The organism is Rhabdothermincola sediminis (genome assembly GCF_014805525.1).
In the GTDB taxonomy this organism is placed as follows: domain Bacteria; phylum Actinomycetota; class Acidimicrobiia; order Acidimicrobiales; family Acidimicrobilacustridaceae; genus Rhabdothermincola; species Rhabdothermincola sediminis.
In genome coordinates this window covers 116,406-139,678 of record NZ_JACFSZ010000001.1, presented here as the reverse complement: position 1 = coordinate 139,678, position 23,273 = coordinate 116,406, and the positions used below count along the sequence as shown (strand labels likewise).

Here is a 23,273-nt window from a genome sequence, read left to right as displayed (position 1 = left end):
TGCGCCCCGTGAAGCCCGCAACGAGCTGCACCTCCGCGGCCCTAGTTGCACGCGGCTCGCGCCCCGCGGATGAGGCGCCCCGGGCGGGCGCCGGTGTCCTCCCCCTCCGCCATGATCACCTCACCCGCGTTCACGGTGGCCACGTACCCGTCGGCACGCTGCACCAGCCGCCTGGCACCCCCTGGCAGGTCCTCCACCAGCTCCGGGCGCCGGAGCTGCAACCGATCGAAGTCGATGAGGTTCAGATCGGCCTTCAGCCCTGCCAGGAGCCGACCCCGATCGCCCAGCCCGTAGAGGTCCGCGGTGGCGCCGGTGATCTTGTGCACCGCCAGCTCCAGCGGGAGCCGGGGACCGCGGCGGCGGTCGCGCACCCAATGGGTGAGCATGAAGGTGGTGCTGCTCGCATCGCAGGTCTGCCCGACGTGCGCACCGCCGTCGCCGAGACCGAACGCCGTGACCGGGCTGGCGAGCATCTCGTAGGTCGGATCGAGCGACCCGTCCGCGTAGTTCAACACCGGCGAGTTCAACAGCTCACGGCCTTCGCCGGAGAGCAACAGGTCGTAGAGCTTCTCCCAGGGCGACACGCCCTCGCGGGCCGCCTGCGCGGCGACGCTCGAGGACGGCTCCGGTTCGTAGTCGGGCGGATCGCCCATCGGGAACACGCGGGTGGGGCTCATGAACCCGACCACGATCGGATCGTCGCCCATCGCGGCCATCTCCGCGACGAGGCGCTGGCGGCGGTGCGGGTCCGACAACAGCGCGACCTGCGCAGGTACCGGACGGCCGGCGACCTCCTGCCAGCTCGGCACGAACATGAAGGGGTGCAACGTGGACAACCCGAGCAGCAGCGAGACGGTGCGAGCATGCACCTGGGGCCGCACGACCGCGCCCTCGGCCTCGGCCTCCGCCGACAGCTCGAGCATGCGCCGCCAATCCTGCGACGCCTGGTGGTTCTGGCTCAGTGCGAAGCACACCGGCCGGCCGGTGCGGGCCGCCAGCCTCCGCATCCAGGCCATCTCCCGCTCCGGCGCGTCGAGGTCCTCTCCCATCACCCCCGCCGGCGCCAGCTCGAACACCCCGACCCCCGCGGCCCGCAGGGCGTCGCCGAGGCCGAAGAGCTCGTCCTCGGCCGCGAACGTGCCGGGCACCGGACGACCGTCGACGGCCATGTGCATGATCGTGCGGGAGGTCGAGAAGCCGAGGGCCCCCGCATCGAGCCCCTCCCGGACCAGACGGGCCATCGCCGAGATGTCATCGGGGGCCGCCGGCTGGTTGTCCGCTCCGCGCTCGCCCATGACGTACGCCCGGACGGCGCCATGTGGCACCTGCGTGCCGACATCGAGCGCGTGGGGCGCGGCGTCCAGGAAGTCGAGGTACTCCGGGAAGCTCTCCCACCCCCAGCGGATGCCCGCGTGCAGGGCGGTGCCGGGGATGTCCTCCACACCCTCCATCAGACCGATCAGCCACTCGCGCTCGGAGGCCCGCACCGGGGCGAAGCCCACACCGCAGTTGCCCATCACCACCGTCGTGACCCCGTGCCAGCAGCTCGGGGTGAGCAACGGGTCCCACGTGGCCTGGCCGTCGTAGTGGGTGTGGATGTCGACGAATCCCGGGGTCACGAGCAGGCCGGCGGCGTCGATCACCCGCCGGGCTCGGCCCTCCACCGAGGGACCGACCTCCGTGATCAACCCGTCGGTGACCGCGACATCGCCGTGGTAGGGCGGCCCCCCGGTGCCGTCGACGATCGTGCCCCCTCGAACGATCAGATCGTGCATGGACGATGTGTAGCGCCGCGCGTCGAGCGAGTCCACCGGATCGCGCTTCGCTCCCCGCCGTTACGCTGCGGTTCGTGCCCGCACCCGTCGCCGTCGTGCTCCTCTCCGGGGGGCTCGATTCCGCCACCTGCCTGGCCATCGCGCAGGCCGCCGGCTTCGAGTGTGTGGCGTTGAGCTTCCGCTACGGCCAGCGGCACCACGTCGAGCTCGGGGCCGCGGCCCGGATCGCCGCCGCCGCGGGGGTCGAGCACGTCGTGATCGACATCGACCTCGCCGCCTTCGGGGGGTCCGCCCTCACGGACCGCCGCCTCGCCGTGCCGAAGCACGGCACGCGCGACGCAACACGCGTCGCCAGCGAAGTGCAGAGCGGCGAGCGCATCCCCGTCACCTACGTGCCCGCACGCAACACGGTCTTCCTCTCGCTGGCGCTGGCGCTGGCGGAGGTGCGGGGTGCACAGGACATCTTCATCGGCGTCAATGCCCTCGACTACTCCGGCTACCCGGACTGCCGGCCCGAGTACATCGAAGCCTTCCAGCGGATGGCCGACCTGGCCACCCGAGCCGCGATCGAGGGCTCGCCGGTGACCATCCACACCCCACTGATCCACCTCACGAAAGCGGAGATCATCCGCCGCGGGGTCGAGCTCGGCGTCGACCACGCCTCGACCATCAGCTGCTACGACCCCGCGGCGGATGGCGCGGCGTGCGGCCGGTGTGACAGCTGCCGGCTGCGAGCCAAGGGCTTCCACGAGGCGGGGGTGGAGGACCCCACCCGCTATGCGAGCGGGGTCGCCGATACCCTCGACGCGTGAGCACGTACGCCGTCAAAGAGGTCTTCGCCACCCTCCAGGGCGAAGGGGCGCGCACCGGCCGGGTGGCGGTGTTCTGCCGGTTCGCCCGCTGCAACCTCTGGAGTGGTCTCGAGCGTGACCGTTCCCGCGCCACCTGCCGCTTCTGCGACACCGACTTCGTCGGGACCGACGGGCCCGGGGGTGGCGTCTTCCGGAGTGCGAGCGCGCTCGCCGAGCACGTGGCGGCGACCTGGCCCGCGCCTGCCGACCACCCGGGCGGGAGCGACAGCCGCTACGTGGTGTGCACCGGCGGCGAACCGCTGCTGCAGCTCGACCGTCCGCTGGTCGACGCCCTCCACGAGCACGGATTCGAGGTGGCCATCGAGACCAATGGCACCCTGCCGGTTCCCCCGGGCGTGGACTGGGTGTGCGTGAGCCCCAAGGCCGGCACCGAGCTGGTGGTCGCCGGCGGCGACGAGCTCAAGCTGGTGTTTCCCCAGGAGGGGGCCGAGCCCGATCGCTTCGCGCATCTCGACTTCGACCACTTCTTCCTGCAGCCGATGGACGGTCCCGACATCAGAGCCAACACCGAGTTGGCCATCCGTTACTGCCTCGACCATCCTCGGTGGCGACTGAGCGTGCAGACCCACAAGCTGCTCGGCATCCCGTGAGCCGTCCAGCCTGAGCGCCCATGGAGATCTTCCGCGAGTTCGGATTCGAGGCCGCCCACCGCCTGCCCAACGTCCCCGACGGGCACAAGTGTGCGCGACTGCACGGTCACTCGTTCCGGGTACGGGTGTACGTCGAGGGACCCGTGGGCGAGACGACGGGGTGGGTCACCGACTTCGCCGACGTGGCCGAGGCGTGTGGTCCGGTGCGTGAGGCGCTCGACCACCGGTACCTCAACGAGATCGAGGGACTTGAGAACCCGACCAGCGAGGTGCTGGCCGCCTGGATCTGGGAGCGCCTCGCCACCGCCCTACCAGGGCTGAGCCGCGTCGTGGTGCGGGAGACCTGCACCTCCGGTGTCGAGTACCGCGGCCCCGACCCCGGCGCCTGAACCGCTCCGACCCCACTCCCAGCCCCAGTCCAAGCCCCAACTCGCTTTCCCCCTCCAACTGGCATGTCAAACGCGTGCCCCAGCACGCGTTTGACATGCCAGTTCGCTCGAGGAACCCTTCGCTCGAGGAACCGCCTCCCGCCACCCCCCACCACCCACCACCACCAACCGGCCGGCCAAACGCGTGCCCCAGCACGCGTTTGACATGCCAGTTCGTTTCGAAGGGGGACGGCGTCAGGAGCCCTCGGGGTGGGTGAGATCGATCGGTGGGGGGTAATCGGGGATCTCGGGCAGGTCACCGAGCAGCTCCTCGTCTCCACTCCCCGGAGCGGCCGGAGCGTCGTCGGGCAGCAAGAGCACCTGCTGGTAAGCCTCCTCGGCGGCGGCCAGCTCCCGGCGGGCGAACTGCACGAACACCGGATCGACGTCGTCACCCGTGCTGGCCGGTGACCGCCGCAGGGCCTCGAGCTCCTCGACGGACCCGACCCCGAGCCGGTCCAGGATCAGCCGCTGCTCGAGCTCCGCCTTGGCCAGCCGCTCGCGGGCCGAGCCGCCACCGAAGCGGCTCTGGGCCTTCTGGCGAAGCTTGTCGAGCTCTCGCTGGAGCTCCTCGACCCGCTCGAGGTCACCGGGATCCCACGAGTCACGCTGCTGCTGTGCGGCGAGCTTCTCCTCGAGCTGCGAGAGCTGCAAGCGCGCGTTGGCGAGCCGGCGCAGCGCCGTCAGCATCTCCCGCTCCTTGAACGACAACCGGGGCTCGTCCGGGGAGCGGCGGGGCGGGGAGGACTCGGCCGAGGGCATGCGGAAGGTCGACTCCTGAACAGGTTGGGTCACAGACCTCGTTCGCCCTACCCATCGGCCGGAACCCGCTCACGTTGAACGGAATCCCCTGGCCGAGCGAGATCCGATCCGACGAGGACCTCGTCGACGAAGGCCGTGACCGTGGACGACCAGAGGTAGCCGACGTGGTTGCCGGGGTACCACCGGATCCGGGGACGCCCCCAGTGCTGCCAGAGCGCGTGCGCCTGCCGAGGGTGGGACATGCGGTCCGCCAACCCAGCGAAGATGAACCGGCGCTCCAGGGGCACCGCGGGCTCGATGGTCAGCGGCGACACCACGCGGTGCACGTCCTCAGCCGGCCCACCGAGGATCCCGTGCTCCACGGCCCGCCGGGCGATGGGCAGCGGGCTCTGCGAGCGGAACATCGACGGGAAGTCCGAGACCGGGATGCCCGCCAGCACCAGCGCCAGGTCCGGTTCGAACCCGGCCACCAGCGCGGCCGTGTACGCCCCCAGCGAGACCCCGTAGAGGCCGATGGCTGGTGCGGCCTGCACTTCGCGCAGCCAGCCCAGCACGCGCCGCACGTCCCACACCGCCTGCGCCAGCCCGTGCACCGTGTTGACCAGGTCGAAGCCGAGGAACTGGTCGCCGCTCATGCGAGCCACCTTCCGGCGGCCGTGCAGCGGCAACGTGGGCCCGATGAGGTTCAACCCCAGGTCCCGGTGGAGGTGGGCGGCGTGGAAGGCCGGGAAATCCATGAACGCGTACCCCATGCCGAAGCCGTGGAGGCACACCAGCCAGGGCCGGGGCTCGTCGCCGGGATGACGCAGCATCCACGCCCCCGCGAGCCGGTTCGACTGGTAGCCGAGCCACCGGTCGGCACCGGGCTCTTCGGCTCGGGGCTCGAAGCCGCTCTCCCAGACGAGCCGCTCGTAGCGCAGACGGTGCGCCCAGCCACCTCCGACCTGTACGTGGGTCAACGGTGGGGGATCCGAGTGGTAGGAGCGGGGATCGCCCAGCCAGCCTCGCCGGTCGAACAGCTCCCGGGCCGCGGCCAGCTCCGCCCCCACTCGCTCGTAATCGGCCCGGCGAGGGAACCGGTCGGGGCCCATCGCCGCGGTGAGGATCGCCTCGTCGAGCGCGACGTGCGCGAGCAACGACGGTGTCAGGCGGGTGTCCGGCAACCCGTCGGGGAGCCGGGAGGTGCGCTGGCGCACCAGGGTGCGGATGGCGAACCCCCCGGTCTCGGGTAGCGCCTTGAGCATCCGCAAGGGTGGCACCCTCGCCAATGCCTTCTCGAGCCCGCGCAGCTGCTGGACGATCATGCTGGGTCTCTCCACATGGTCCACAAGGTGGGTCCGCCGGGCACCGCGACCTCGGACCGGACCCAGAAACCGAACCGTTCGTAATAGGGGATGTTCTCTGCCTTCGAGGACTCGAGGTATGCCGGTGTCTCCTCCCGGTCGCAGCGATCCGTGATCGCCGTGATCACCGCGGCGCCCACCCCCCGACCCTGGCGATCGGGGTGGGTGCCGAGGATCGCCAGGTACCAGTGCGGCTCCCGGGGATGGGCCGCATCGACCTCGCGGATGAGCTGCAATCCCCGCGACAGCCGACGGCCCAGGCTGCGGACTATGCGGGGAGCCGAGCGCAGCACCTCGATGGTGGGCTGTCTCCATCGACCCGGGGGATACCAGAGCGCGGTGCCGCTCACGTCGGTGTCGGTGAGCACCCGACCGCACCGCCGGGCCACGCCGAGCTCGGCCCGGTAGAAGGGCAGCAGGCGCCGGTACCGATTCGCGTCGTCTGGGACCAGCCATTCCATGATCGGGTCGTCCAGGAACGACCGGGCCAGCACGTCGGCCAGCATGGGCTCATCGGAGGGTGCCGCGTCCCTGACCCGCACCTCACCCCGCTGCACGCCCGCACCCTAACCACCCCCGCCTGATTCCGGCGGTAACCACCTGCTCGGGCACGACCTGTTCAGCGCGGCGCGCCCGTCGACCGCGGATCGATGAACAGAACAGGAGCGCTGTCGGGGGGAGAGGGAGTGGAAGGGGGAGGGGCGACGGTGGCGATCTGGCAGCTCAGCGGGGCGCGGGCGGTCCCGACCGCCCTCGCCTCAGCTCGCTGATCTGCGACTCGAGGGCCGCGAGCGCCTGCTCGGGGCTGCGCCTCGCCGGGCCGGGGCGGCGGGTGCGCACGACCAGCACGATCGCCACCACCACGAGCGCCAGCCCTGCTGCCACCGCGCCACCCACCAGCGCGCCCGAGCCACCCCCGGTCGAGGCGGCCTGTGCCGGCACGGCTGACTCGTCACGCGCCGGGAGGGTGACCGTGGTCGCGGCTCGAGCTTCCCCCGCTCCCGTCAACCAACCGACGGTGGCGGCCACTCCGTAGACCGTGACCACGCGCCCGTCGGCCAGCGTGTACCGGCGATCGACGGACACCGCGAGCTGGTCCGCACCCGCGGCCAACCCCACGGCCCGGGCCGCGGCTTCGAGGTCGAACGCGACCACCCCCGGGGCGGTGGGATCCTCTGGGGGCAGGCCTTCGATGACCCACCTGCCGTCACCAGTGACGTCCGCGAGCGTCCCGCTGCTGGTCTCGAGCAGCTGGATGCGCCCGGCGGTGCGATCGACGCGGATGAAGTCGGTCCCCCCGCTGGCCGCCTGCTCACTCGGGGCCAGCCGGACGAAGTCGTCGACGGCGACCACCGGCGCCCCTTCGATGCGCGCCGGCGGCCGGTCCGCGGCTGCGAGCACGAGCGCCCGGTTGTCCATCGACAGTGCCGGCGCGGTGATGCCCGTGTCCACCGCACCGAGGAGCGGCACGCCGTCGCGCTGCACCGCCCCCCAGCGATTGCCGGCTATGGACCGTTCCGGCCCGGCGTCCGGGCCGAGCAACGCCGAGGCGTCGAAGACCGCGGAGAGCTGGGTCGTCCCGGCCATGACCCACAACCCGCTCCCGGCGGGAACTGCCCGCGGCGTGCTCCCCGGACGGAACGCGACCGTCTCCTCCCCTGGCACCCCGATCACGACCTCCGCGGTCGCGGACAGCTCCGCAGGCGCGCCCGGGGCGAAGCGGAGCACGGGCCGCCCCCCGTCGTCGCCGACTGCGACCAGCGCGGCCGCACCGGGCGCGGATGGTGCTTGCACCGGGGCGAAGCGGGGGGACGGGAAGCCACGCCCGGCGGGAGCGGGGCCGGCGCCCGCCGGCGCACCGACGGTCGAGACGGCCAGCGCCATGAGCGCTACCAGCGCAGCCAGCGTCGACGCCCGGGTGAGCGCGAGTGCAGGGCCTCGCCGCCTCACTCCCCTCGCCATGGCCATCACACTAGGTCGCGCAGCTCAGGTTCCGGCCGGACAGTCAAGTGGTGGTCCGTCCCGCGCCGGTTCCCGGAATCCTACGACCACCTGACCGCCGCGGACGGTCCGGGCGCCCTGCCCGATCCGGTCGTCCCCGTCTCCTGCTCTCTTATCAGAGAGCGATGCTGCTAACCTGCCCCCATGGAGTCCCACTCGAACGACCGGCCGGCCGGGGCCCGGCTGCTGGCCGGGGCCCGGCGCCGTGCCGGACTGAGCCAACGTGAGCTGGCGGTGCGGGCCGGGACGTCGAGAGGCACCCTCGCCGAGTACGAGACCGGCAAGCGCGACCCCCGCCTGTCGACCGCGCTGCGGTTGCTCCGAGAATGTGGCGCGTCGTTGGTCGAGGAAGGATCGGCGCCGGCGTCGACCCCCGACACCCGGCAAGCGGCCCGCGACCGCCACGAGGCCCGGAGCATCGCCTTGCACGCGGCGATCCTCGACGAGCTGCGGCGCGAGCCTGCGACCGTGCTGCGGCGCGCCCGTGCCACCCTCGATCACTTCCGGGCGGCGCATCCGGACGGGTCGGTGTCACGCCGGCTCGACGAGTGGGAGCTGATAGTCGGCCTGCCGGTCGAGATCATCGCAGACGTCCTCGTCTCGCCGACACCCCACGCTCGCGAGCTCCGGCAGACCTCCCCGTTCGCGGGAGTCCTACCGGCGAAGCAGCGGTGGGACCTCTACCGTCGATTCCGCCGGGACGGCCGCCGTGCGTCGTGAACAGCTCGAGCACCTCGTCCGCGCTGCCGGCGCGATCACCGGCGACGACGAGCTGATCGTCATCGGCAGCCAGGCGATCCTGGGGTCGGTGCGATCAGGTCTACCGCCCGAGGCGACCCGTTCGATCGAAGCCGATATCGTCCCCATGAACGATCCCGACGAGCGCAAGGCCGACCTGATCGACGGCTCCATCGGTGAGGCGTCGCTGTTCGAGGAGACGCACGGGATCTACGCGCAGGGCGTCTCGCTCACCGCGGCGATCCTGCCGGAGGGCTGGCGTGACCGACTCGTTCCCCTCCACAACGAGAACACGGGCGGGGTCACCGCCTGGTGCCTCGAGCCTCACGACCTCGTGGCGTCCAAGCTCGCCGCGGGGCGACCCAAAGACGTCGAGTTTGCACGGGCGCTGCTCGCGGCGGGCATCGTCGACCGTGATCTGCTCACCGCGCGCATCGACCTGCTCGACGCGCCGGCCCAGATCCGCGAGCGGGCCAAGGCGCTCATCGGCAGGTGACCCGCGGGTGCGTCGCGCCCGATCGGCGGGTCGGTATGCCACGGACCAACGACATCGCCGGCACGTGGCGAACGCGCCGGAACCGATCAGAGGGCGAGCAGCTCGGCCGTGCCATAGATCGCAGCCACCACCACCATGAACGCACCGAAGACCAGGCGTACCGTCCGGTCGGACGCTCCGAGAGTCAGGTGCGAGCCGATCTGGGCACCGGGGGCCCCGCCGGCCATCAGCAGGAGCGCATACCACCAGTTGACGTGACCGAGCGCCACGTGGGTCACGAGCGCCGGCACGGAGAAGATGGCCACCGCCACCAGGCTCGAGGCCACTGCCTCCTTGATCGGGATGCGCAGCACCACCGTGAACGCGGGCATCAACACGATGCCCCCGCCCACCCCGAGCAGCCCGGCGAGGAACCCCGCTGCTGATCCCACCAGCGTCAGCATTGCCGTACCGGTGTGCGCCCGGGTGGTGGTGATGATCGGCTCGCGGGGCACGAGAGCGGGCTCCGGCTCGGGCTGAGCTCGCACCCGCCTCCCCGACCGGACGGTCGACACGCCGCTCCATCCCAGGAGGATCGCCGTGAGCACCATGAGCAGGTGCGGGTTGACGAGATCGGAGACCCAAGCGCCGCCCACCGCCAGTACCGACCCGGCCACGCCGCAGATCCCCCCGATCCGCCAGTCGACCATCCCCGCCCGGGCGTAGCGCCAGGTACCCGACAACGCGCTGGGCAGGATCGCCGGCACCGTGGAGCCGACGGCTTCGAGCGGCGTGGCGCCGAGAACCCGGATGCCGGGGGTGGTGATCACCGCACCGCCGATTCCCAGCATGCCCGATAGGACGCCGGCGCTCACGCCCAGGGCGAACACGGCCAGCGCCACGTACCAGGTCACGCCCGAGTATCCCTCAACCTCCGCCCTGCCGGGACACCGATCGCGCCCGCCTAGCCTGTCGGCCGTGAGACGGGCGACGCTCCTGGCCACCGCGGCAGCCGCGGCCACGACCCTTGCGGCGGCGCGGTGGTGGCGATCGACGAGGGCCACCACACCGAGCGAGCCGGTATCACCGCCGGGACATGCCGTGCGCCACCTCGGTCGAGGAGCACGCAACGCCCGGCTGGTCAAGGTCGGTGCCAGAGCCGGGCGGGACTACGCCCTCCACCGGGCACGCCGGGTGTTCGCCGACGCGGCGACCCGCGAGCGCCTCGACACGGCGTTCGAGATGCGGACCGCGGCGCAGGTGGCGGAAGCCCTGGGACACATGAAGGGTGCGCTCATGAAGCTCGGCCAGATGGCCAGCTACCTCGACCAGGGCCTGCCCGAGCACGTTCGCGCCGCGCTGGCCGAGCTCCAGCACAACGCGCCACCGATGAGCCCGGAACTGGCCGCCGGCACGATCCGGCGCGAGCTGGGCGCGGATCCCACCGAGCTGTTCCTCGAATGGGATCCGCACCCGATCGCCTCCGCGTCGATCGGCCAGGTCCACCGGGCGATCACCCGGGAAGGCCGAGCGGTGGCCGTCAAGGTGCAGTACCCGGGCGTGGAGGAGGCGCTCGGCGCGGACCTCGACAACGTCGGGCTGCTGTTCGCCGGGATGGCTCAACTCTTCCCCGGCCTCGAGCACGGCCCGCTGGTGGAAGAGCTGCGGAGCCGCCTGCGCGAGGAGCTCGACTACCGGCTCGAGGCTGCCAACCAGCGGGCCTTCGCCCGGTACTACGACGGTCACCCCACCATCCACGTACCGGAGGTCCTCGACCGGTACTCGACCCGGCGGGTGCTCACCACCGAGCTGGCCGAGGGGGTGCGTTGGGACGAGATGCTCACCTGGGACCAGGGCGAACGGGACCTCGCCGCGGAGACCATCTACCGGTTCGCGTTCGGCAGCCTGTACCGGCTCCACATGTTCAACGGCGACCCCCACCCGGGCAACTACCTCTTCCGCCCCGGTGGCCGGGTCACCTTCCTCGACTTCGGGTTGGTCAAGCACTTCACCGCCGAGGAGATCCAGCAGTTCGAGGACATGATCGTGGCCATGGTCATCGACCACGACCCGGCCGAGTTCCGTCGGGTGTGTGAGCGCATCGGCCTGCTGAAGACCGGCACCGACTTCACCGACGAGCAGATCGTCGACTACTTCGGCCACTTCTACGAGTTCGTGATGCACGACGGGGTGTGCACCATCACCCCCGAATACGCATCGGAGACCGTGCGGCGGTTCTTCGACAAGAGCGGCCCCTACGGCGAGATCATGAAGGCCGCGAACGTGCCACCGAGCATGGTCATCATCCAGCGCATCAACCTCGGCCTGTACGCGCTGTTCGGCGAGATGCGAGCCACCGGCAATTGGCGGCGGCTGGCCGAGGAGATCTGGCCCTTCGTCGCCGGTCCACCCGCCACGCCGATGGGCGAGGAGATCGAAGCGTGGCGAGCCCGCCGCGAGGGAGCCGTGGCATGAGCTGGGTGGCGCGCGACGAGGCGGTCGTCTGGCACGGCTTCACCCAGATGTCGTGCTTCGCGGAGAACGCTCCGGTCATCGTCGAGCGAGCCGAGGGGCGGGAGCTGATCGACGTGGAGGGCCGCCGCTACCTCGACGCCATCTCCTCGCTGTGGGTCAACACCCTCGGGCACCGGGTCCCCGAGCTCGACCGCGCCGTGCGCGAGCAACTCGACCGGGTGGCCCATTCCACGCTGCTCGGCAACGGCAACCGGGCCGCGATCGAGCTGGCCGAAGCGCTGGCGCCGCGGGTGCCCGTCGAGGACCCGCACTTCCTGTTCGCCTCCGACGGGGCCGCCGCGGTGGAACAGGCCCTCAAGATCGCCTTCCAGTTCTGGGCGAACCAGGGGGTGCGGGGGCGCACCACCTACCTGGCCCTCGGTCAGGCCTACCACGGCGACACCGTGGGCTCGATCTCGCTCGGTGCCGGCGGGTTCGGCACCGACGTGTTCGACCCGCTGCGCTTCCCGGTCCGGCGCTCGCCGGGCTACGACGACCCGTCGTGGGCCGACACCGCGGTGTCGCTGATCGAGGAGCACGCGCCCGAGCTCGCCGCGGTGGTGCTGGAGCCACTCGTGCAGGGCGCGGCCGGCATCCTGGTCACCGATCCCGAATCCGTCCGCCGGGTCGCGCAGGCCTGCCACCGGGCCGACGTGCTGCTGATCGTCGACGAGGTGGCCACCGGCTTCGGGCGCACCGGCAGCCTCTTCGCCACCGAGCAGTGCGGAGTCCGCGCCGACCTGGCGTGCATGGGCAAGGGGATCACCGGTGGCTACCTGCCCCTGTCGGCCACCGCCGCCTCGCCGCGGGTCTACGAGGCGTTCCTCGGCCCGGACCTCGGGGAGCGCACCTTCTACCACGGGCACTCCTACAGCGGGAACGCGCTGGCATGCGCGGTGGCCCGCCGGCACCTCGAGCTGATGGACGAGTGGGAGGTGATCGCGGGCGTGCGTGAGCGGGCCGCGCTCCTGGCGGAGCTGCTGCGCGAGCGCATCACCCCACTCCCCGCGGTGCGGGAGGTACGCCAGCGGGGCCTGATGGTCGGGGTCGAGCTGGCCCCACCCGAGGACGGTTTGCGCTGGGGTCGGCGCACCTGCGCCGCGGCCGTCGATCGCGGGGTGCTGCTGCGGCCGCTCGGCGACGTGGTGGTGCTGATGCCCATCCTCACCACCACCCCCGACGAGCTCCGCCGCATCGTCGATGTGCTGGCGGAGGCCATCGACGTGGTCTGCACGGGATGAGCAGCGTGGGGATGGGCGACGTGCGCCGGTGGGCGGCCATGATCGGCGCCCTTGCGGGTGTCACGGCCGCCACTGCCACCGCCGGGGCCCAGGGGTCGACGATGCTGGTGCGCACCGATCGAGGGCAGGTCGTCGTCGAGCGTGACGTGCCCTACGGCGCCCCGGACGACCCGGCTCGCCAGCTCGACGTGTGGCGTCCGGTCGAGCCGGCGGAAGGGAGCCCCGCGCTGGTCCTGGTCCACGGGGGTGCCTGGGCGGGCGGCACCCGCGCCGAGGAGGATGCCCGGGCACGCCTGGCCTCCTCGCAGGGTTGGACGGTGTTCAACGTCGACTACCCCACCACGGCCCAGCTGGGCACGGGCGGTGGCGCCTGGCCGGCCGAGGTCGACGCGGTCCGGTCGGCGGTGACGTGGGTCGTGGAGCATGCCCCCGACCACGGCGTCGATCGCGACCACATCGCCCTGGTGGGGATGTCCGCCGGCGGGCATCTCGCCGCGCTCGCCGCCGCCGACGGCACCAGTGGCGTGCGGGCGCTGGCTGTGTGGTCCGCGCCCACGGATCTCGTCGCGCTGACACCCGACGGCTCCGAGAGCCCACCGGGCTGCGCGGGCAACACCGCTTGCGAGAAGGTGTGGTCGATGCCGCTGGTGGCGGACTTCCTCGGTTGCACGCCCCAGCAGTGTCCGGAGCGCTACCGCTCCGCATCGCCCGTCGAGCAGGTGACGAGGGCGACGCCGCCGACGTTCATCGCCAACGCCACGAACGAGATGGTGCCGATGTCCCAGGCCCAGTCGCTCCACGACGCGCTCGAGCGACTCGGCGTGGACGTGCACCTGCGTGTCGTGCCCGGCTCGGCGCACGCCTCCGCCTACACCCCGTCGGCGTGGAACGACATGATGCCCTTCCTGGCGTCCCGGCTCGGGGTTCCGGAGCCGGAGCCGATCGACTTCACCGGCCGTGACCGCCGCGCCCTCCTGCTCGCCGTCGCCGCTGCCGTGCTGTCGACCGCGCTCGTGATCGCCATCGCCATCGCCAGGCGCCGATCGCACCGGGGTGCCGGCCCGTGACCGGGTGGGCCGAGTGGGTGGACGGCGAGTGCCGGCTCATCGAGCAGGCCGGACGGTGGCGGACGCTACGGGCGCTCGACGGCGGGGCGCCCGAGACTGCCATCACGAGCACCGGCGTGCCGGTCGTGTCGTTCGCGTCCAACGACTACCTCGGTCTCTCGCAGCACCCGGCAGTGAAGGCGGCCGCCATCGAGGCCATCCAGCGGTGGGGCACCGGCGCGGGCGCCTCGCGACTCATCGTCGGCTCCCGCCCGATCCACGACGAGCTGGAAGCGCAGCTCGCGGCGTGGCGGGGCACGCAGGCCGCGCTGGTGTTCCCCACCGGCTACGCCGCCAACACCGGCACTCTGGCGACGCTGGCCGGCCCCGGGACGGTGGTGTGCTCCGACGAGCTCAACCACGCGTCGATCATCGACGGCTGCCGGCTCGCCGGCCGACGCGGCGCCGAGGTGCGCGTGTACCGCCATGCCGATCCCGAGCACCTGCGGGCGCAGCTCGCCGGCCTGGACGGCCGCCGAGCGCTGGTCGTCACCGACACGGTCTTCTCGATGGACGGTGACGTGGCTCCGCTCGGCGCTATCGCTGGCGTGTGCCGGGCGCACGGCGCGCTGTTGGTCGTGGACGACGCGCACGCGGTCTTCGACGTCGGCGCGGACCTCGGCGGTGTCGAGGTGGTGCGGGTGGGCACCCTGTCCAAGACGCTCGGCTCGCTCGGCGGCTTCGTGGCCGCGAGCCGACGGGTCGTCGAGCTGCTCGTCAACCGGGCACGGCCCTTCGTGTTCACCACCGCCCTCACCCCGGCCGACACCGCCGCGGCCCTGGCCGCGCTCGAGATCCTCCGCTCGGCGGAGGGCGAGGCGCGGCGCCGCAGGCTGCGGGAACACATCGGGGTGGTCGCACCCGGCCACCCCACTCCTATCCTGCCGGTCGTGATCGGCGATGAGCCCGACGCCGTGGCGGCCAGCACCGCCCTCGCCGAACGCGGCCTGCTGGTGCCCGCCATCCGGCCGCCGACGGTGCCGCCGGGGACCTGCCGGCTGCGCGTCGCCCTGAGCGCGGCCCACACCGGTGAGCAGGTCCTCCGGCTGCGTGCTGCGCTCGACGAGCTCGGCCTGGCGGTGTCCACGCCATGACCTCCGTCCCCTCCCGGCATGAGCACGACCCGGGGGCCCCGGGCGCGCGGCCCGAGCGGCTGGTGGTCGTGGCCGGGACCGGGACGGAGGTCGGCAAGACCTGGGTAGCGGCGCGGGTGCTGCAGGAGCTGCGCGCCGGTGGCACCACCGTGGCGGCGCGCAAGCCCGCCCAGTCGTTCGACCCAGGCGACCCCGAGACCGACGCTCACCTGCTGGGGGCGGCATCCGGCGAGGACCCGACATCGGTGTGCCCGCCGCATCGTTGGTACGAGGTGCCCATGGCGCCACCGATGGCCGCCGAGGTGCTCGGGCGGCCGGCCTTCACGATCGCGGACCTGGTGGCCGAGATCCACTGGCAGTGGCCCAGCCCGCGGGTGGCGGTGGTCGAGACCGCGGGAGGGGTGCGTTCACCGCTCGCGGTCGACGGGGATTCGATCACGTTGGTCGAGGCCCTGCGACCCGACGTGGTCGTGGTGGTCGCCGACGCCGGCCTCGGCACGATCAACGCGGTGCGGCTCACCGTGGAGGCGCTCGAGCGCGGCGCCCACCAGGCCCGCCTGATCGTGCACCTCAACCGCTTCGACGAGCACGTCGAGCTGCACCGCCGCAACCGCCGGTGGCTGGCTGACCGGGCCGGCTCAGAGGTGGTGACCGGGATCGGCGAGCTGGCCGCCCGGTTGGCCTGAGCCGCAGCCCACCGCTCAGGCGTGGTCTCGCCCCGCCTCCTGCTCGGCGCGGATGAACGCCACCAGCCCCTCGACCGAGCCTTCGTGCCCTCGCTCGAAGTACACGCGAGCCCACGCATCGATCTCGTCGTCGTCGAAGCCCTCCGCTCGGAGCCGGGCCCGGGCCTCGTTGGCCAGCAAGCGGGCGTCCTCCACGTCCTCGGTGGGCAGCTCCGGCTCACGCCGGGCCTCGGACTCGGGGGCTCCGGGTTCATGCCGTCGGTGTCGCTCATGCCGCGGGGGACCTCCATCCTCGCTGGTGTGCGGGAATCATGCGTCATCCGGGCTGCGGGTGGCAGATCATGGTGGGACGGCCCGACCGACGAACGCTCAACCCGAGGGCCCCGCGGGCCGAAGAACTAATGCGGAGGTGTGGCCGGTAGGCCCGGTGGGGCCTACGGTGCCGCAGCGAGGAGCAGAGGGAGAAGGTGTCGATCCACCGAGGGGTCCTGAGGCGAGGGATGCGGGTCGGGGCGACCTCGCCGCGCCTTGGCGGAGCGCATGGACGGCGGGAAGTGGTGGGCAGGTGAGCGACGTTTCGCAAGGTCCCGGCTGGTGGCAGGCATCCGACGGCAAGTGGTACCCCCCCAGAGAGCGCGACGACCCTCCCGGCCCGGGTTGGTGGCTGGCATCCGACGGGAAGTGGTACCCGCCGGAGTTGCGGTCGGCGTCCGCTGGGGTGAGCGGCGCCGCGGCCGTGGCGGCACGCACCAAGGCGGCGGGCGATCGGGCCGAGGCGAGCGGCGGGAAGGCCGACCCGTCGGCATCGAAGGCCCCGAGGGCTACGAAGGCTAAGGGAAGCGCTGCCCGGGCCGCTGAGACGAAGCCTGGCCCATCGGGGTCCCGGGCTGCCGGCAAGGGACGTGACCGGTCGGGGGCAGCGGGGCGCACCAGCAGGGCTGCGCCGCCCCGATCGGCGCCCCCGGCTGCCGGTGCGGCGCCGGCGCCGCCGGCCCCTCGCCGCAGACTCGACCCGCTCACCCAGTTCGAGCGGCGGAACGCGGCGTCACGTGAGGACGCCGCGGTGCTCGCGCCGAGGCGGGCGGCCGCGGCCTCGCGGGCCCTCGCCACCCTGCAGGCGGAGCTGGAGGCGGCCAGAGCGGCCGCCAAGGCATCGAACCCGTCGATCGAGACCGCGGTCGCGGCGACCCCTGCCACCCCGGCCGCCGCTCCGGCGACACCGAGCGCGCCGCCCCGCACCCAGACCCCGAAGCCCGGCGCCGCTGGTCGAGCCACGGCGTCGGGCGCCCCGCAACCACCCCGACCCGATGGACCCCCGCCGGGTGAAGGCCCGCTGCTCGAGGTGAGGCCCTCCCCCCTGGCCACCGACCTCGACCGGCTCGGGGACCGGCTCGCCATCTTCGGCGATCGGGTCGAGCTGCGCGACCGCAACGACCGGGTGCGGCAGGTGATCCGCGGCGAGGAGATCACCGACGTGGTGGTCCACAAGAAGCTCACCGGCGCGGTGCTCAGCATCGAGAGCGTGGACGGGCCCGCCATCGTGGCCAAGGGGCTGCGGGCCGAACAGGCCGACGAGGCCCGCACCCTCATCATGAAGAAGACCCGTCCCGTCGGCCCGGTCGACCGCAAGGCCCGAGCGGGCCGGCCCGGACCCGCGCCGGCGAGCCCCGCCACGCCTCCGAGACCGCGCCACATCGACGAGGCCGACCTGCTCCGCAAGCTCGGCGACCTCCATCGAGCGGGCATCCTCACCGCCGAGGAGTACGAGCAGAAGATCGACCTGGTCGGCCGCCTGGTCCGGGGCGAGGACCTCTCCCCCACCCCCACCTGAGACCGGCTGTCCTGCGCCGCTAACTCGCCGCGGCCGCGGCTTCCCGGCGGAAACGGCTGGTGCGGTGCTCCGGGTCACGGTCGAGCTCGGGGATCACCTGCTTGCCGAACAGCTCCACCGACTCCACGCACAGGTCGTGCGGCCAGGTGGTGGAGCTGGGACCCATGAGCACCTGGTCGCAGCCGATGGCCTCGAACTGTCGCAGGGCGGCCAGGCAGTCCTCGGGGTTGCCGACCACGCTGGCGTCCTGCTCGATGCGCTCGTCGACCACGTCCCGGGTGGCCGGCGGCAGCACGGCGGGCCACTCGGGGACGCCCGGCGGGCGGGGGAAGGTGTCGAGGTACCGGTACAACAGGCTGCTGTGGTAGTTGGATCCCGCGCGGACCATCCAGTCCCGCGCCTGCTCGCGGTCCTCGAGACAGAGGAACTGACTCACTACCGCCACGTTGTCGTTCACGTACTCCCCCACCGGGTCCGCGTCGGCGATGGCGGTCTTGTAGATCTCGACCAGCGGCGCCAGGTCGCGGGGGCTGCCCCGGGTGAAGCACAGCACGCCGAGCCCCATGCGAGCGGCCTTCTCGAAGGTGCCGGGATTGCCCGCCGCCACCCACATCGGCGGGTGCGGCTTGATCCACGGCTTGGGCAGCACGTTGCGAGTCGGCATGGAGAAGAACCTGCCCTCGAAGGAGTAGTCGCTCTCCGACCACATGCGCCGGAACTCGCCGATCACCTCGTCGAACATGTCCTTGGTGAGGTCCGGATCGGAGATGCCGAAGCCCTGCTGCTCGGTGGTGGACGACCCGCGACCGGTGCCGAACTCGAAACGGCCCTCGGTCAGGTGGTCGAGCATCGCCACCCGCTCGGCCACCCGTGCCGGATGGTTCACCGGCGGGGTGATGTTGAAGATCCCCGAGCCGAGATGGATGCGCTCCGTGCGAGCACCCACCCAGGGCAGCAGCACCTCGTTCGCCGAGATGTGGGAGTACTCATCCAGAAAGTGGTGCTCGGTGGTCCACCAATACTTCCAGTTGGTGCGATCGGCGAGCACCGCCAACTCCACCTCGCTGAGCAGACGCTCGTGCTCGGCCCGGGCAGGGTCGTCCAGACCCCACAGCCCGCGCGGCGTGAACCCACCACAGAACAGCCCGAACTCCATCGGCGCAGATTAGAACGGGTTCTCGTTGCCGGCCGAACGCTCGCCGGGCCGCCCGCTACCGAGGCAACTCGGAGGCGAGAACGATGACCACGCCCATCACCACCACCAGCGCCGTGATGAGCCAGATCCAGCGACGACCGGCCTCGGTCTCCACCGGATCGACGTCGCTGAGCGAGGCCCGGGTGGTCGCGAGCTGCTGGCGCAACGAGGTGGATTCCTCCTGCAGGCCGTCGAGCACCGCTTCGGCCCGGGCGAGCTGCTCCCGGACCGCGGTGGTGTCCTGCAGCAGGGCCTCGCGCTTGGTGCGCTCCTCGTCGAGCTGGCGGCGCAGCACGAGGTACTCGTCCCGCAAGCCCGACACCGCGGCGTACTGGCTCTGCAGCTCAGCGAGCTGGCGGGCGACGGCTCGCTGGCGCCCGGTCGCGGAGCGGGCGGCTGCCCGGGCCTCGGCGAGGTGGGCATTGAGCTCGTCGTAGGCCTTCTGCAGCTCGGTGAGCTGCTCCATCAGCGCGTCGGCCTCCGACATGCCCTTCTCGCGAGCCTGGTCCCGCACCCCGTCCCACCGGAGCTGGTCGGCCAGCGCCACGACATGGTCGGCCTCGGGAGCGTCGCACGCCCGGAGCACGTCCTCCACCCACTGATGCACCCGGAGGGCGTAGTCGAGATCGAAGGGGTGGTCCTCGTCGGGGTGGGCCCAGTGATTGCGAGCGGTGCGGAGGTCGGTGATGGTCTGGCGCATGTTCTCGCCGAGCACCGCGGCGAACGCCGGGCCCCACCATCGGTTGATGACCTCCAGCTGGAAGTGCGGGTCCGACAGCGAGACCAGCACGTCGCGGCGCTTGCCCAGCTTCGTCGCCGCCATCAGGACCCAGTCCTCGTCCGGGTAGGCGGCGCTCATGCGGTCGTCGACGAACGGGGCCAGCCCGTCGGCGAGCACCTCGAACGCCGTCGCCACCTGAGCCCGGTAGCTCACTGCCATCACCCTTTGTCTAGCCGGATCGGAGCCGGATTGGTGGGCGGCGCGGCGAGCGTCGAAGATGGGGCATGGCCAGCCGTGATTCCGACGCCGACGGGATCCAGGACGTCGACCTGGTCGTGGTGGAGCCCGACCTGCTCTGGCGGGTCGAGCACGCGAACGAGTTCCGTGGGCTCAACACCCACAGCGCGGCCACGCTGCTGGAGGCCGCCGATGTGCTCACCCCGTCCGCGCCGGCGGTGGTGGTGCTCGGTCCCCACGCGCTCGACGACGCGCTCGAACACCTCGTGGCGTTCCGGGCGTCGTTCCCCGCGGTCCGGTTCCTCGCTGTCCTCGACAACCTCGACCAGGTGGCGTTGTCCGCGCTGCGGGCGGGCATCCACGAGGTCGAGCCGAGCGACCTGCCGGCGGACGCCATCGCCCGGCGAGCCACCGAGCTGTTCGAGCAGACGCGGGCCCTCGCCACGACAGGGTCGGCAGAAAAGGGGCCGGGGCCGCGACCCCGGCTGGTGGCCGTCACCGGAGCGAAAGCGGGTGAAGGTGCCACCACCGTCGCGCTCGGGGTCGCGCTCCACTTGGTGTCCGCGTCCGACGGTGGCACCGGCACCGGTCCCGGCAGCCGCCTCCGGGTGGCGCTGCTGGAGGGAGACCCGGGACTGGGCGATCTCGCGCTGCGGCTCGGCCTGCACCCGCCGGACGCCGCCGGGCTCACCGCGGAGATTCCGGACGTGGCGCGGATCACCCATCACGACGCCCCGACCGGCCTCGACGTCGTGCTGCCGCCCCGCCCGCTGGACCCGCTCACCCCGCTCGGCGGCCCCGCGTTGCTCGCCTTGGTCGACGGGTTGGCCCACCGGGTGGACGTGGTCGTCGCCGACGTGCCCATCGCGCTGGTGGCGGAGGCAGGTCTGGTGTCGACCGCCGACCACCTCCTGCTCGTGAGCCGGACCTCGCTCAGCAGCGTCAAGAACGCCAAGGTGATCGCCGAGCTGTTCTGCCAGCCGCCGAACATGCAACTGGTTCTGAACCGCTTCGCGGAGGGGCCGCACGGCACCGTGCCCGACCCGCACGACATCGCCCACGCCATCGGCCTGCCGCTGGCCACCGTGGTGCCGGCCGATGCGAACCTGGCGGTGACCCCCACGGCGGGCTCACGCCCGTTCCGCGAGGCGATGGCCCGCCTCGCCGGCTCCTGGTCGCGCGGCGCGCCCTCCTAGTCCCGGCCGGCACGATCGCGAGCCGTCACTCGCCGTGCCGTTGCTGCCGACGCTCCGGCCCTGAACGACCTGAACGGCACCAGGAACCCGTACGGCTCCCCGGAGCTTCGGTGGTGCACCCGGTGGGCCGCGGCCAGCCGCTCGAGCACGGGGAGCCCTCGGGGGAGCCGCACGAACCGGCGATGGGCGTAGAGGTCGTGCACGACGAGGTACGCCACTCCGTAGGCCGTGATGCCGGCTCCTACCGGCAGGAGCACCGCCAGAGCGGGCACAGCCTTCCCCGCGATGAGGACGGCGACCGTGAGCAGACCGAAGCACACGGGGAACAGGTCGTTTCGCTCGAACCGCCCGCGGCGAGCCCGGTGATGGCTCGCATGCCACGCCATCCCCGGCCCGTGCATCACCCAGCGATGCACGGCGTAGGTGATCGGCTCCATCACGGCGAAGGCCAGCAGGGCGATGGCCGCGAACGACCACCCGGGGCTCACGGCCGATCCTCGGTCGATCCCTGGATGCCGGCTCGCCACCACGACAGGAGCACCAGGGTGAGCAGGGCGAAGCCGAACGCGAAGTCCTCGACGGGGATGTCCAGCGGGAAGCGCCAGCCGGTGCGCATCGCCGGCGAGTACCACACGATGGGGGCCGACAGCTTGGTCAGCCACCCGTTGACCGGCACCATGAACGCCGCGCAGATGCCGATGGTCACCCAGTAGGCGGGTCGGCGGAACAGTCCGGTGCGCAGCACGGCGAGCTCGAGGGCCACGATCGCGACCACCGCGGTGACGGCGAGCGCCGTGTACTCAGCCACCGCCCCGCCCTCCCGAGAGATCGGCGCCCGCGCTGGCCGCCTCGATCGAGTGCTCGCCCCGCCGATCACGTGGCGCCGTCCCTTCCAGCAGGTTGCGTACGGCTTCGAAGGTCAGGAGCGCGCACAGGGGGATGGCCACGAAGAACACCAGCTCCTCCAGCGGCACCCCGAGCGGGAGCTCGACCCCGGTCACGTACCGCCGGTCGAACCACCAGTGCCCGCGGGCGATCGCCACCGCGTCCCAGACGTAGAAGACACCGACCACGGGCGCCAGCGTCCGCAGCAGCCGCCGGGGGCGCCGGTAGACCCGGGCCCGGAAGGCGAACTCGAGAGGGAGGGTCAGCGCGAGGCACAGACCCATCAGGGCGAGGTACTGGAAGCGGTCCATGGTCGATGGTCTGGTCGAGGGTGGATTTCCTGCCCTCCGGGGGTGGGACTGCGGAGCGTCCGGGCTAGAGTTTAGTGCTAAATACGTGCAGCGCCAACCGGCCTGCACTCCGGGCACCGGCCCGCAACTGCGAAGGACCACCTGTGACCCTCACCTTTACCCAACCTCCCGTTCTCCCATCCGGGAGTGCCCGGCCGGTCGCTGCTCCGGTCGCCGCTCCGGCCGCCATCCGGTACGCCGGAGCGAGGATCGACGAGCACCTCGGCCGCTTCCTCGCCGACCAGTACGCGCGCTGGACCGCGCTCGACCCCGACCTCGCCGCACCCCTCGAAGCACTCTCGGACGCGGTCCTCGCCGGCGGCAAGCGCCTACGCCCGGCCTTCTGCCGGCTCGGCTTCGAGGCCGGTGGGGCCGATCCCGACGCCTCTCCCGGACGCGAGCAGCTCGACGATGCGGGTGCGGCGCTCGAGCTGCTGCACGCCTTCGCCCTGATCCACGACGACGTGATGGATGGCTCGTTCACCCGCCGCGGCCGGACCACCACGCACGTGCGCTTCGAAGCCCAGCACCAGCTCCTGCGCGCCCGGGGTGAGAGCCGCCGGTTCGGGGAGAGCGTCGCCATCCTGATCGGTGACCTCGCGCACGCCTGGGCGGAGCACCTCGCCGGCAAGCTCCCCCCGGTCGTGCAGCCGCTGTGGCGGGAGATGCAGGCGGAACTGATGATGGGCCAGTACCTCGACGTCCTGCGCACCGCCCACGGCCGCCCCGGCGTCGCGCAAGCGGAGCGCATCGCCGTGCTGAAGTCCGCCCGCTACACCATCGAGTGGCCGTTGCGGATCGGCGCCACGCTGGCCGAAGCACCGTTCCCGATCCACCACGCACTCAGCACCTATGGCCGGGCGCTCGGGCTGGCGTTCCAGCTGCGCGACGATCTACTCGGCGCCTTCGGGCAGCCCGACACCGTCGGCAAACCGGTGGGCGCGGACCTGCGCGACGGCAAGCCCACGCCGCTGCTCGCCCTCGCCCTGGAGCGGGCCAGCGCCCATGACCGGCAGGTGCTCGAGACGGCCGGTGCGCCGGGCCTCGACGACGCCGCCGTGGCGGACATCCAGGCGGCCTTGATCCGGACCGGCGCCGTGGAGGCGATCGAGGAGCGCATCGAGCGGCTCGCCGGCGACGCGGTCCGGGCCCTCGCCATCGACTCGCTCCCGCCCCACGCGGCCCGATCCCTCACCGAGGCCGCGGCCTTCGTCGTGCACCGGGAGCATTGAC

At 72.2% G+C, this 23,273-nt stretch carries 25 protein-coding genes; 13 read left to right on the top strand and 12 right to left on the bottom strand.

Features of this window, described 5'->3' with window-relative positions:
• Positions 1 to 41: 41 nt before the first annotated feature.
• Positions 42 to 1,775 carry an N-acyl-D-amino-acid deacylase family protein gene (locus tag HZF19_RS00780; protein ID WP_208026815.1) on the bottom strand — a complete coding sequence of 578 codons (1,734 nt, stop codon included), beginning with the start codon at positions 1,773 to 1,775 and terminating at the stop codon, positions 42 to 44.
• 74 nt (positions 1,776 to 1,849) lie between these two features.
• Here HZF19_RS00780 and queC point away from each other — a divergent pair, with 74 nt between their 5' ends.
• From queC to queD, 3 genes are read left to right on the top strand one after another with little or no spacing between them, the layout of a single operon-like run.
• The gene (gene queC / locus HZF19_RS00775) at positions 1,850 to 2,587 is read left to right on the top strand and encodes a 7-cyano-7-deazaguanine synthase QueC (RefSeq protein WP_208026814.1); all 738 of its coding nucleotides are present in this window, start codon (positions 1,850 to 1,852) and stop codon (positions 2,585 to 2,587) included.
• On the top strand, positions 2,584 to 3,237 hold the full coding sequence (gene queE / locus HZF19_RS00770) for a 7-carboxy-7-deazaguanine synthase (RefSeq protein WP_208026813.1): 654 nt from the start codon (positions 2,584 to 2,586) through the stop codon (positions 3,235 to 3,237). The genes queC and queE overlap by 4 nt, the downstream gene beginning before the upstream one ends.
• Before the next feature lie 20 nt (positions 3,238 to 3,257).
• On the top strand, positions 3,258 to 3,626 hold the full coding sequence (gene queD, locus HZF19_RS00765) for a 6-carboxytetrahydropterin synthase QueD (RefSeq protein WP_208026812.1): 369 nt from the start codon (positions 3,258 to 3,260) through the stop codon (positions 3,624 to 3,626).
• Positions 3,627 to 3,860: 234 nt separating this feature from the next.
• Here the strand turns inward: queD and HZF19_RS00760 are convergent, their stop codons facing one another.
• The 4 genes from HZF19_RS00760 to HZF19_RS00745 form a co-directional block, all read right to left on the bottom strand.
• Positions 3,861 to 4,460: a hypothetical protein gene (locus tag HZF19_RS00760; protein ID WP_208026811.1), complete on the bottom strand. Its 600-nt coding sequence runs from the start codon at positions 4,458 to 4,460 to the stop codon at positions 3,861 to 3,863.
• A gap of 14 nt (positions 4,461 to 4,474) precedes the next feature.
• The gene (locus HZF19_RS00755; protein WP_208026810.1) at positions 4,475 to 5,731 is read right to left on the bottom strand and encodes an alpha/beta hydrolase family protein; all 1,257 of its coding nucleotides are present in this window, start codon (positions 5,729 to 5,731) and stop codon (positions 4,475 to 4,477) included.
• A complete protein-coding gene (locus tag HZF19_RS00750) occupies positions 5,728 to 6,327 on the bottom strand; it encodes a GNAT family N-acetyltransferase (protein WP_208026809.1) in 600 nt (199 codons plus the stop codon). The genes HZF19_RS00755 and HZF19_RS00750 overlap by 4 nt, the downstream gene beginning before the upstream one ends.
• A 166-nt stretch (positions 6,328 to 6,493) precedes the next feature.
• Positions 6,494 to 7,732: a hypothetical protein gene (locus HZF19_RS00745; protein ID WP_208026808.1), complete on the bottom strand. Its 1,239-nt coding sequence runs from the start codon at positions 7,730 to 7,732 to the stop codon at positions 6,494 to 6,496.
• A 183-nt stretch (positions 7,733 to 7,915) separates the two neighbouring features.
• On the opposite strand from HZF19_RS00745, the gene HZF19_RS00740 reads away from it, so the two are divergent.
• Together HZF19_RS00740 and HZF19_RS00735 are read left to right on the top strand one after the other, a co-directional pair.
• Positions 7,916 to 8,491 carry a helix-turn-helix domain-containing protein gene (locus HZF19_RS00740; protein WP_208026807.1) on the top strand — a complete coding sequence of 192 codons (576 nt, stop codon included), beginning with the start codon at positions 7,916 to 7,918 and terminating at the stop codon, positions 8,489 to 8,491.
• Positions 8,481 to 9,005, top strand: coding sequence for a DUF6036 family nucleotidyltransferase (locus HZF19_RS00735; RefSeq protein WP_208026806.1), 525 nt, complete (start codon positions 8,481 to 8,483; stop codon positions 9,003 to 9,005). The genes HZF19_RS00740 and HZF19_RS00735 overlap by 11 nt, the downstream gene beginning before the upstream one ends.
• 86 nt (positions 9,006 to 9,091) lie before the next feature.
• On the opposite strand, the gene HZF19_RS00730 is transcribed toward HZF19_RS00735, so the two are convergent.
• Entirely contained in the window at positions 9,092 to 9,898 is an 807-nt protein-coding gene (locus tag HZF19_RS00730) for a sulfite exporter TauE/SafE family protein (protein ID WP_208026805.1), read from the bottom strand.
• 64 nt (positions 9,899 to 9,962) lie between these two features.
• On the opposite strand from HZF19_RS00730, the gene HZF19_RS00725 reads away from it, so the two are divergent.
• Genes HZF19_RS00725 through bioD form a run of 5 tightly spaced genes read left to right on the top strand, consistent with a single transcriptional unit; the run spans position 9,963 to position 15,625 of the window.
• Complete coding sequence (locus HZF19_RS00725) at positions 9,963 to 11,459, top strand: ABC1 kinase family protein (protein WP_208026804.1); 1,497 nt, start codon at positions 9,963 to 9,965, stop codon at positions 11,457 to 11,459.
• On the top strand, positions 11,456 to 12,739 hold the full coding sequence (gene bioA / locus HZF19_RS00720; protein ID WP_208026803.1) for an adenosylmethionine--8-amino-7-oxononanoate transaminase: 1,284 nt from the start codon (positions 11,456 to 11,458) through the stop codon (positions 12,737 to 12,739). The genes HZF19_RS00725 and bioA overlap by 4 nt, the downstream gene beginning before the upstream one ends.
• Complete coding sequence (locus HZF19_RS00715; protein ID WP_208026802.1) at positions 12,736 to 13,806, top strand: alpha/beta hydrolase; 1,071 nt, start codon at positions 12,736 to 12,738, stop codon at positions 13,804 to 13,806. Before bioA ends, HZF19_RS00715 begins: the two co-directional genes overlap by 4 nt.
• Entirely contained in the window at positions 13,803 to 14,939 is a 1,137-nt protein-coding gene (locus HZF19_RS00710; RefSeq protein ID WP_208026801.1) for an aminotransferase class I/II-fold pyridoxal phosphate-dependent enzyme, read from the top strand. Before HZF19_RS00715 ends, HZF19_RS00710 begins: the two co-directional genes overlap by 4 nt.
• Positions 14,936 to 15,625: an ATP-dependent dethiobiotin synthetase BioD gene (gene bioD / locus HZF19_RS00705; protein WP_208026800.1), complete on the top strand. Its 690-nt coding sequence runs from the start codon at positions 14,936 to 14,938 to the stop codon at positions 15,623 to 15,625. The genes HZF19_RS00710 and bioD overlap by 4 nt, the downstream gene beginning before the upstream one ends.
• Positions 15,626 to 15,640: 15 nt before the next feature.
• Here the strand turns inward: bioD and HZF19_RS00700 are convergent, their stop codons facing one another.
• A complete protein-coding gene (locus tag HZF19_RS00700; RefSeq protein ID WP_208026799.1) occupies positions 15,641 to 15,820 on the bottom strand; it encodes a hypothetical protein in 180 nt (59 codons plus the stop codon).
• Positions 15,821 to 16,688: 868 nt separating this feature from the next.
• Here HZF19_RS00700 and HZF19_RS00695 point away from each other — a divergent pair.
• Positions 16,689 to 17,456 (top strand): SHOCT domain-containing protein, encoded by a 768-nt coding sequence (locus HZF19_RS00695; protein ID WP_208026798.1) that lies wholly within the window; start codon positions 16,689 to 16,691, stop codon positions 17,454 to 17,456.
• 19 nt (positions 17,457 to 17,475) lie between these two features.
• Here HZF19_RS00695 and HZF19_RS00690 read toward each other — a convergent pair whose 3' ends face one another.
• Positions 17,476 to 18,612: an LLM class flavin-dependent oxidoreductase gene (locus tag HZF19_RS00690; RefSeq protein WP_208026797.1), complete on the bottom strand. Its 1,137-nt coding sequence runs from the start codon at positions 18,610 to 18,612 to the stop codon at positions 17,476 to 17,478.
• Positions 18,613 to 18,667: 55 nt separating this feature from the next.
• Positions 18,668 to 19,591, bottom strand: a complete 924-nt coding sequence (locus HZF19_RS00685) for a Swt1 family HEPN domain-containing protein (RefSeq protein WP_208026796.1) — start codon at positions 19,589 to 19,591, stop codon at positions 18,668 to 18,670.
• Between the two features lie 65 nt (positions 19,592 to 19,656).
• Between HZF19_RS00685 and HZF19_RS00680 the strand changes: the two genes are divergently transcribed.
• Positions 19,657 to 20,805, top strand: coding sequence for a CpaE/TadZ family protein (locus tag HZF19_RS00680; protein ID WP_208026795.1), 1,149 nt, complete (start codon positions 19,657 to 19,659; stop codon positions 20,803 to 20,805).
• Here the strand turns inward: HZF19_RS00680 and HZF19_RS00675 are convergent.
• Genes HZF19_RS00675 through HZF19_RS00665 form a run of 3 tightly spaced genes read right to left on the bottom strand, consistent with a single transcriptional unit; the run spans position 20,802 to position 22,001 of the window.
• Positions 20,802 to 21,293 carry a sterol desaturase family protein gene (locus HZF19_RS00675; RefSeq protein WP_208026794.1) on the bottom strand — a complete coding sequence of 164 codons (492 nt, stop codon included), beginning with the start codon at positions 21,291 to 21,293 and terminating at the stop codon, positions 20,802 to 20,804. The genes HZF19_RS00680 and HZF19_RS00675 overlap by 4 nt on opposite strands.
• Complete coding sequence (locus HZF19_RS00670) at positions 21,290 to 21,613, bottom strand: lycopene cyclase domain-containing protein (protein WP_208026793.1); 324 nt, start codon at positions 21,611 to 21,613, stop codon at positions 21,290 to 21,292. The genes HZF19_RS00675 and HZF19_RS00670 overlap by 4 nt, the downstream gene beginning before the upstream one ends.
• The gene (locus HZF19_RS00665; RefSeq protein WP_208026792.1) at positions 21,606 to 22,001 is read right to left on the bottom strand and encodes a lycopene cyclase domain-containing protein; all 396 of its coding nucleotides are present in this window, start codon (positions 21,999 to 22,001) and stop codon (positions 21,606 to 21,608) included. Before HZF19_RS00665 ends, HZF19_RS00670 begins: the two co-directional genes overlap by 8 nt.
• A gap of 143 nt (positions 22,002 to 22,144) precedes the next feature.
• Between HZF19_RS00665 and HZF19_RS00660 the strand changes: the two genes are divergently transcribed.
• Positions 22,145 to 23,272 (top strand): polyprenyl synthetase family protein, encoded by a 1,128-nt coding sequence (locus tag HZF19_RS00660; RefSeq protein WP_208026791.1) that lies wholly within the window; start codon positions 22,145 to 22,147, stop codon positions 23,270 to 23,272.
• Position 23,273 lies beyond the last annotated feature (1 nt).

Coding starts and splice junctions, on each gene's coding strand:
- HZF19_RS00780 (WP_208026815.1), bottom strand. CDS start 1,775: ATGCACGATCTGATCGTTCGAGGGGGCACGATCGTCGACGGCACCGGG.
- queD (WP_208026812.1), top strand. CDS start 3,258: ATGGAGATCTTCCGCGAGTTCGGATTCGAGGCCGCCCACCGCCTGCCC.
- HZF19_RS00755 (WP_208026810.1), bottom strand. CDS start 5,731: ATGATCGTCCAGCAGCTGCGCGGGCTCGAGAAGGCATTGGCGAGGGTG.
- HZF19_RS00745 (WP_208026808.1), bottom strand. CDS start 7,732: ATGGCGAGGGGAGTGAGGCGGCGAGGCCCTGCACTCGCGCTCACCCGG.
- HZF19_RS00740 (WP_208026807.1), top strand. CDS start 7,916: ATGGAGTCCCACTCGAACGACCGGCCGGCCGGGGCCCGGCTGCTGGCC.
- bioA (WP_208026803.1), top strand. CDS start 11,456: ATGAGCTGGGTGGCGCGCGACGAGGCGGTCGTCTGGCACGGCTTCACC.
- HZF19_RS00715 (WP_208026802.1), top strand. CDS start 12,736: ATGAGCAGCGTGGGGATGGGCGACGTGCGCCGGTGGGCGGCCATGATC.
- bioD (WP_208026800.1), top strand. CDS start 14,936: ATGACCTCCGTCCCCTCCCGGCATGAGCACGACCCGGGGGCCCCGGGC.
- HZF19_RS00690 (WP_208026797.1), bottom strand. CDS start 18,612: ATGGAGTTCGGGCTGTTCTGTGGTGGGTTCACGCCGCGCGGGCTGTGG.
- HZF19_RS00685 (WP_208026796.1), bottom strand. CDS start 19,591: ATGGCAGTGAGCTACCGGGCTCAGGTGGCGACGGCGTTCGAGGTGCTC.
- HZF19_RS00680 (WP_208026795.1), top strand. CDS start 19,657: ATGGCCAGCCGTGATTCCGACGCCGACGGGATCCAGGACGTCGACCTG.
- HZF19_RS00665 (WP_208026792.1), bottom strand. CDS start 22,001: ATGGACCGCTTCCAGTACCTCGCCCTGATGGGTCTGTGCCTCGCGCTG.